A 7,955-nucleotide genomic window follows, 5' to 3' on the forward strand; every position below is an offset into this window, starting at 1 on the left:
GGCCGGCCCAGAACATCGACGTTCCCATCTCGCCGGTCGACGGGCCGATGTTCCCCGGAAACAGTTTCTTGTGCTCGCAAAGGTGAGATCTATAATGGATTTCAGAATCAAAATCCGGCATATCAGGCGTCCTATGGCTGAAATTCTCGACATGAGGTTTTTTGACTGATTTCCCCTTAAGTACCCCTATGGAAGAAATCACGATTTCAGAAATCGTGATTTCCTACACAGAGAGAAACCGCTGGAATTCTCTGGCACCCACCGGTGACCACGAATGCGTGTAGAGATACGTGGCAGTGCTTCGTTCTATAAGATGTCAGGTATACTAACTTATGAGAGAGGCGAGTAGCAGGGAGTGGCGATAGTTTAAAGAAATTCGTCGACGGTGATGTCTCTCCAGTCGGGGAGGACGTTGTTCAATTCTTCTCGACGGAAGATACCGTCTCTCGTTCCGAACACCGCCCGGATATCATCCAGATTCAGGTACGGCTCCCGGAGGCGAAGTACCATGAGTTCTTCAAGTAACTCGGCGCTAAGGAACACGATACTTTCTACGGCGGTCGTCTCCCGGAGCTCACGCAGTGTGCTGTGATCGGGATTGGTGAACGTCGAGGACACAATAGCGAAATAGATGCGACGAACACCTTGATCGCGCAGTTGCCGCGCGTGCGTCTCGATGTACTCTCGAATCGCTCGGTCGTCCGTGGCGATGGAGTAGCCGTCACCACGGACTTTCGCGTCATAGATGATGGCGTAGTCGTTTCGAACAGCGGTAGCGATACCATCAGGCTGGCGACCGGATCCCTGACCAAGTTCTTCGACGTCGAAGCCGAGGATTCGGAACGAATGGTGGAGCTTCTCCTCGAAGACGACAGCTAGATCTCGATCTTGCTCTTCGTATTCTGCTTCAGCTTCACTGTCTCGTTCTGCCACAGCGCTCAGGTCAGAGACGATAGGTGGGAGGAAGCTAGCAAGAACATCTTCCTCCTGAGAACTTCCCGTCGGATCTACGTCCTCCTCCTCATCCGCTTCCCACTCTGGACGGAGTTCTCGATCCCAGTAGATCGCATTCGAGATGTCTGGCCTTGTTGAAACCCTTGCGGGCAAACATGATGGGTGAGTAATCTGAGACAGGATGGATTCTCTGCCGAAGTCACGACTTCTCCGGTTCGTTGAACGAGCTATGGTGCTGGCTCGCCGTGCTGTTGCACGGTTTTCCACACGCTATTCTCGAAAGCGATTCACGCTCCGCCACCACGTCGTTCTTCTCTGTCTCAAAGTGAAGAAGACGACCACGTACCGCGACCTCGTTGACGAACTTATCGAGATGCCTCGCATCCGTAACGCCCTCGATCTCGATTCGATTCCCGCACCCTCGACACTCTGCAAGGCGTTCGACCGCTTGGAGATGGCCGTCTGGCGGGTGTTACTGAACGTCTCGCTCGCTGACATGCCGCTGAACGGTATCACCGGCATCGATGCGTCCGGGTTCGAGCGGGCGCATGCTTCAACTCACTACACGAAGCGAACGAACCTCACCATCCAGCAGTTGAAGACAACGCTATTAGTCGATACGGCGACCAACGCCGTGCTCGATATTCACGTGACGACGACTCGGAAACACGATACGCAAATTGCACCACAGGTAGTGAAACGGAATGCGGCGTCCATCTCGGTATTGACCGGCGACAAGGGATATGACGACCAGAAACTCCGGCGGCTGGCCCGTGACCACGATATTCGACCACTCATCAAGCATCGGGAGTTCACCTCACTCCACAAAGCGTGGAATGCACGGTTGGACAGCGATCTCTACCACAGGCGGAACATGAACGAGACAGTCAACGCGGCGATTAAACAGAAATTCGGTGCATTCGTCCGGTCGCGTCTCTGGTGGAAGCAGTTCCGCGAACTTATCATCAAGTGTATCGTTCACAATCTGGAGCAAAGCCTCGCTATTTCACACGAGGAGAGCGACTGTCCGTGATTCCGAGAGGAAGGGACTGCTGAATACAGAGGGTGTATGCAGCAGGCCACCGTCCTTTGTTTCGCGCTAAAAAGAGCTGAACGTACCAATAAAAGACCGTTCGTATCTATTGCGATACTACAGGAGTGGAACGTAATCAGCGATCTGTCGAACTAGGAAAATCAGAGGTCACAACGCGAGGTGGGCGTGGTATTGGGGACAGGCTCTCCAGCTATGGTCAGTCGCCCACCTCGTTCGGGTGGTGTTCGGCCTCGATCTCGCGCGCCGCATCGAGAATGAGCTCGTCGTCGACGTGACAGAGCAGGCGCTTCTGTCCGCGCACGCCACGCTGCTCGATTTCCTCGTCCGAGAGGTACGTCTCAAACGAGCGGTCGATTTCCCGCTCGCGCAACGCGACGCGTCGCGCTTTGTCCAGGCCGTGGTCGTCGGGGAGCTGCTCGGCGAACCACTCGCGCCAGCGGTCGCGGTCGCGCCACTCGTCCCCGACCGCGGACTCTTGGTACATCCAGTCGTAGTGGTCGGCAACTGCCTCGGGGTAGCCACGGTCCTTGCGGGCGTCCTCGACGACGCGAAGCCCGACGCGTGCCCCGCGTCCGGCGGCCATGATTGCCTGTCTATCGGCTTCCGTCGACGGTGAGGCGACGTACAATCCGTCGACCGGGGTCGTGCCGTCGTTGTCGGCGTACTCGCTGTCGAAGGTCTCGTGTGTTTCCCCGCCGTGTTCGTACTCTTCGAACATCGCGGACTCGTCGTCGAGCCCGCGCATATACTCGCCATCGTAGCGCGTCGCGGCGACAACTCGCCGTGCGGTTACTGCGTCACCCTCTTGAACTTCAACGACGAATCCGTCGCCGCTATCGGCTCGTTCGATGGACTCGACGAGGTCGGGGACGATCTCACAGCCTGCTTCCTCGACGTGGTCGTGCATCAACGCGTATAGCGTCTCGATGTCGATGCCCGCCGGAAAGCCGAGGTAGTTTTCGAGGTGGGCACACTGCTGGATCGACGAGCGCCCGCGGTCGAAGATGACGGTGTCGAGGCCGTACCGGGCGGTGAAGACGCCTGCCGAGCAGCCTGCTGGCCCGCCGCCGATGATGACCGCATCGTGGTCACACTCGTGTGTCGGTTCGATTCCTGTGCTGGTCATTAGATGTCGCCGTTGATGATGTCGCGGACGCGCTGGCGGTCGAACAGTTGGTTCTCCTCGGGCACCTCCGGATAGGTCTCGAAGGTAAACTCACCGAACTGCTCGGGGTAGAGCTGTTGGGCGGTGAATTCGAGCTGGAACAGATTGATGATCGGACCCTGCTCGCTGACCCCTCCCGGGTGAATGTTCCCATTCTGAACGGCGGTCAGCTCCTGACCGACAGGATGGTTCTCAAGTTGCTCAATCCAGGTCTCCATGAACCACTCCTGGTCCCACCTCCAATCAGTCTCCCAATTCGCAATGCCATTCACGACAACCAGATTATCTGGATCGACTTCCAGAAGCCCTTCGTAGTCTGTGTCGAAGAACCCGTTTTCTGGCATCTGTTCTGCAAACGCGTCTACTACCTCTAAGTCACGATGATGTTTGTACCCGTAGCCGCCACCCCCCCCTACCGGGTTGAGTACCCTGAACTTCCCTTCAATCATAGTCGGATACACAGCTCCGATTTCGACAGGTTCGATCCCCTCCAACCGTGAGTCCACCGTTGACTGCACCTCCTCGTGGAGGTCAAGCATCGCCTGTGCTCGCTCCGGTTGTTGGAAGACCTGCCCGAGCTTTTTCAACGCCTCCAGCATCGTCGGGGCCTCCTCAGGGTACCCCAGATCCCGCTGCCAGCTGGCGTTCACGGCGCGGATAAACGCGGCGAAGAACGGGCCGATGTTCTCCTCGATTTCCTCGACGTCGGATTCGTCCCAATCATTCGTTTCAACCAAGTTGTTCGGGTCCAAAAAGTGAACGTCACAGTCGAGTTCGTAGAACACCTCCTTGGATAGCGAACCGTCCCGATAGATTTCCGGCCAATCAGAGTTGTATTCGATGCCTAGGAGGTCGTACCACATTTGGTTCCTGTAGAGCGTGCTTGACCGATTGCCGTTGACCTGCCCGAGTGCAGCGGCCATGTCGGCCCAGCCATTTCGATTCGTCGCCATCCACGTTTCGGGTACGTCCTCGAACTCGACTTCGCCGACGGGGAACATCTCGACCGTGTAACTCCCGTTGTCGGTCGATGTCTCCGTGCTCGTGGACTCCGGCGACGCTCCGGTATCGGACTGGCCTGCACAGCCAGCGAGCAGTCCTCCGCCGACGACAGCCCCGCCATACTTCATGTAGTCTCTCCGCGTTGGTGCCTCGTGTCCACCGTTATTTTCGGATATATGGTTTAGGCCAGCCTAAAATATCATAACTGCTTCGGTCTTCAGACGGCTACAAGCAATCGCTCCCGTGACCGATACGCGCTCTGTATGCAGCAGGACTGCTGAAACCTATCATCGATTAAGGGTTTCAACAAGGCCAAATTCATCCACCTCAACAGGGTGTTCAAATTCTTCATCAGCGAGGACGCACTGCCGCACGACGGCAGCTACAACCCGTTCAAGAAGGTACTCGACGACGAGGAGTGGAAGACCGATACCTCGAAGACACCACCCAACCTGTCCGTCGAGGATTTAGCAGACGTGCTCGTTACTGTGAAGCACTGGAAGCATCGCGCAATTATCCTCATCATGCTGTTCCTCGGGATCCGAGCACAGGAAGCGTGCAACCTTGAACTCAGTGAGGTGAACATCCAGCACGAAGAGCTCCAGAAGCACTATCCTGAACTCGGCACCCATGATCGCCTCCCGGACAACGTGGATGCGATTTACTTCCCGACGCGGTACGACAGAGAGGGGAACAAGTCGGAGAACGAGCGGGTCCTGCCCATCCCCGACGAGCTGAAAATCGCGCTGGTTCGGTACCTCATGGTCCGCCCGGACAATGGGAAGCCGTGGCTGTTTCTCTCACAGACGCGGCACAATCAGATGGGGAATTCGAAGATCAACGAGATTTGGAAGGAGTACTTCCACCCGCAGTACGAGTACGACGAAGACGACAAGTACGATTCGATCACCTCACACTTCGGCCGGCACTACTTCTCGACGTGGTTCAGGAAAGAGAAGGACTGGAACCGCGAGCTGGTGAAGTACATGCGCGGTGACTCGATCAAAGGGAAAGACGGAGACTCACTTGACGACTACGTCCACCCGTACTTCGAGGACATCCACAAGCGGTACCTCGAAGAAATATACAAATTCGGACTGCGGTGACTGGATTGGACCAATCGTGACATCGTTGAGAGAATAGATACTGCTGCTTCAGGGACAATTCCGTTGGTGAGGTCTCTGAGCAGAGCTTTTCCTCTGAAACTGGGAATGATTTTTACCATTCCCGGAAAATACTCAACATAAGAGATTTTGATGGGTGGAAAGACTACTGAGTTCCTTGTCATCGGAGATAGGGGGCCCAGCTGATGGCGGTCGAAGACCCCGATGACCCGCAACTGGAAACTGACGCCAGGGAGATTAGTCCTACTGAGTCGCACCCGCGAGAACCCACCCCCGAAGAGACAACCAAACAGACGGATTCCGAAGGTGAGGAGGAGCATCTCAACGACGCGGACCGCTCGAAGTCAGTGGTCACTGGCGGGATAACCCTGTGGGCAACAGGGGTGGCGGCAGAGGTGACTAGACGTCTCGGGATTGATCGATACCTTGAGGCTGACTTCGCTGAACGAGCTTACGCCAAGGCGTACGCACAGAAGGTTGGTGGCACGGTGATTGAAGATGGTACGTCGGTCTTTACGCCCGACGGCGGAGTCGATAAAATTGTCAAAACATCGTCTGGCGAAATAGCTATCCAATCCAAACATCATGGAAGAGCGGTCGGAAACAGCACTCTTGAAGAGTATGCTGGCAAGGTGGATGTTATTGGGGCTACTAACGGCGTAGCAGAGAGCGCGAATCCTGAAGCGTACGACGTGGATGTCGTCACGGCAAATGACTGGCCATGGCGGACGAAAGCAAAACTGCAGGGAAAACGAATACTCCGGGGCTGTCGCAAGGGCGCTGCTACGCTGAAACACGGTACGCGCGTCGTCATCAGTCGACTCGTTGATGGTGTGAAGTTCGTTTCACGTCGAGCCATCAGCGGAGGAAAATGGTTCACCCGACGTTTAATCAAAGTTGGCTCCACAATCGCAGCCTGGTACACACGTCGATCACTGATAACACAACTTATCCTAATTGTCGCGGTAGTCGGCCTTCTCTATCTCTTGTGGCGATGGTACACCAGTGAAGACGGAAAGACGGAAGACACCGACACCGGGAAGGACGCGAAATAACTCTACGCGTAACAATTTTTTTATTATTGAGCGAGGTACCCGTCTGAACTCACTCACCCTAACTCCTCTGATGGATCCTCTCCCCGCTCAACAGAACCAGTCTCCATTGAAGTAGAATGCCTAGCCTCGCTCTATAATTACGGACCGAGATAGCCCCACGCCTGCAGGCGGTCGCCGTCACCGTTGATCCACCGTTCGCCGATGTCGTCGCGGTAGTACATGTTCGGCATCACGATGTCGTCGATCCGGTCGTATGCTTGTTCACGTGCGGACTGCATCGTGTCCCCCTTGCCGGTCACGACGATGGGCATTCCGTTGTCGCCCGCTGCGCGCCACTGACCATCAACCTTCTTCGCATCTTCGAGATGGATCCCGTCGCGGCTGTCCGTCTCGAACACCACAGCTGCATTCCGAGAGTTCTCGTCGTACGTCTTCTCGTCATCGAACGGGAATGGCGGCAGGACGATCCGCACACCGATCTGGTACCCGTTGTGCACCTCTACTTCTGGGTCGTTACCATGGGCAAGGTCGTAGAAGAACTCGCCAGTAGATGACTCGATGGACTCTTCCTGCAGCGCAATCGTCGGGTACCCAAACCGCGGTGTGAACTCCAGCGGGTAAATGCCGTTCTCGTTCACGATACAGTTGATGTCGATGCTCCCAACGTATCCTTCGTTGGCGAGCCAGTCTTCCAGTTTGCCGAAGGTCTCTTTGAATAATCTGTTCTGGCTTGCCCAGAACATCGATGTCCCCATTTCGCCGGTCTGTGGCCCGATGTTTCCCGGGAACAATTTCTTATGCTCAAAATTAAAATTGACCTGGTCAATGAACTCGTTGCCGTTGAAGAACCCGCAGATAGCGACTTCAACGCCCTCGACTTTCCGCTGCAGCTGGAATCCCTTCATCCGGTGGCCCCACGCCTTCTTGTAGGCTTTCAACACCTCAACGACGTCACTACCGTCATCTTCATTCCCGACGTAGAGGAGCCGTTTGACGTTCTGGACCTCACCGAGCGGCTTGATCACGTACGGTGCAGGATTCTCCTGAACGTGCTGGATCCCCTTGTCGAAGTCGTTGAAAATGTGGTGCTCAACGGTGTTCACACCGTGATTTTCGAGGATCTCCATCGCATAGCCGCGATCTTCTTCGAGATGATCTGTGTTTGGAGTGCCACCGACCACAGCTTTTCCTTGGTCGCGGAGTTCTTGGGCGAGTCCCCCGGTCCCGATATCGGAACCAACCCAGATGTCGTCGAAGATGATGACGTCCGCCCATTCCACGTCGGAACGCCAGTCGTCGGTTTTCGGGACGAACCCGTCACCAATCTCTTTGTCGCTCTCGGCTTCGATGTAGTACTTCACGTCGTGGCCCTCGCGGTGGACTTGCCAGGCCAGGTCAGTGATCAGTGCGGCGTCGGCTGAGACGAACAGGAAGTGTTTGGTTTCCATTGGTTTTATTTAGTAAGCGACCGTTTGTGTTATTGTTCGAGCTTTCTCGGGGCCAATAAATGATAAATCCCACATTTTGTGCTCGAAATTGAAATTGACCCGGTCGACGAACCGCTCGCCGTCGAAGAACCCGCAGATGGCGATCTCGACGCC

Annotated in this window: 7 protein-coding genes; 3 read left to right on the plus strand and 4 right to left on the minus strand. The window is 55.6% G+C overall.

Going from position 1 to position 7,955, the window contains the following annotated elements; all coding sequences use genetic code 11:
- Positions 1 to 366: 366 nt before the first annotated feature.
- A complete protein-coding gene (locus tag ACQUQ1_RS21315; RefSeq protein ID WP_435066233.1) occupies positions 367 to 1,107 on the minus strand; it encodes a restriction endonuclease FokI C-terminal domain-containing protein in 741 nt (246 codons plus the stop codon).
- 28 nt (positions 1,108 to 1,135) lie between these two features.
- Here ACQUQ1_RS21315 and ACQUQ1_RS21320 point away from each other — a divergent pair, with 28 nt between their 5' ends.
- Positions 1,136 to 1,987, plus strand: coding sequence for an IS5 family transposase (locus ACQUQ1_RS21320; RefSeq protein ID WP_435066234.1), 852 nt, complete (start codon positions 1,136 to 1,138; stop codon positions 1,985 to 1,987).
- 217 nt (positions 1,988 to 2,204) lie between these two features.
- Here ACQUQ1_RS21320 and ACQUQ1_RS21325 read toward each other — a convergent pair whose 3' ends face one another.
- Positions 2,205 to 3,134 (minus strand): NAD(P)/FAD-dependent oxidoreductase, encoded by a 930-nt coding sequence (locus ACQUQ1_RS21325; RefSeq protein WP_435066235.1) that lies wholly within the window; start codon positions 3,132 to 3,134, stop codon positions 2,205 to 2,207.
- Complete coding sequence (locus tag ACQUQ1_RS21330; protein ID WP_435066236.1) at positions 3,134 to 4,303, minus strand: ABC transporter substrate-binding protein; 1,170 nt, start codon at positions 4,301 to 4,303, stop codon at positions 3,134 to 3,136. The genes ACQUQ1_RS21325 and ACQUQ1_RS21330 overlap by 1 nt, the downstream gene beginning before the upstream one ends.
- A 207-nt stretch (positions 4,304 to 4,510) precedes the next feature.
- Between ACQUQ1_RS21330 and ACQUQ1_RS21335 the strand changes: the two genes are divergently transcribed.
- Complete coding sequence (locus ACQUQ1_RS21335) at positions 4,511 to 5,281, plus strand: tyrosine-type recombinase/integrase (RefSeq protein WP_435066237.1); 771 nt, start codon at positions 4,511 to 4,513, stop codon at positions 5,279 to 5,281.
- A gap of 203 nt (positions 5,282 to 5,484) precedes the next feature.
- Entirely contained in the window at positions 5,485 to 6,354 is an 870-nt protein-coding gene (locus ACQUQ1_RS21340) for a hypothetical protein (protein ID WP_435066238.1), read from the plus strand.
- A gap of 137 nt (positions 6,355 to 6,491) precedes the next feature.
- On the opposite strand, the gene ACQUQ1_RS21345 is transcribed toward ACQUQ1_RS21340, so the two are convergent.
- Complete coding sequence (locus ACQUQ1_RS21345) at positions 6,492 to 7,802, minus strand: phosphoribosylamine--glycine ligase (RefSeq protein ID WP_435066239.1); 1,311 nt, start codon at positions 7,800 to 7,802, stop codon at positions 6,492 to 6,494.
- Between the last annotated feature and the right edge of the window lie 153 nt (positions 7,803 to 7,955).

The sequence above is a fragment of the Halobaculum sp. EA56 genome (genome assembly GCF_051195075.1).
Classification (GTDB): Archaea; Halobacteriota; Halobacteria; order Halobacteriales; family Haloferacaceae; genus Halobaculum.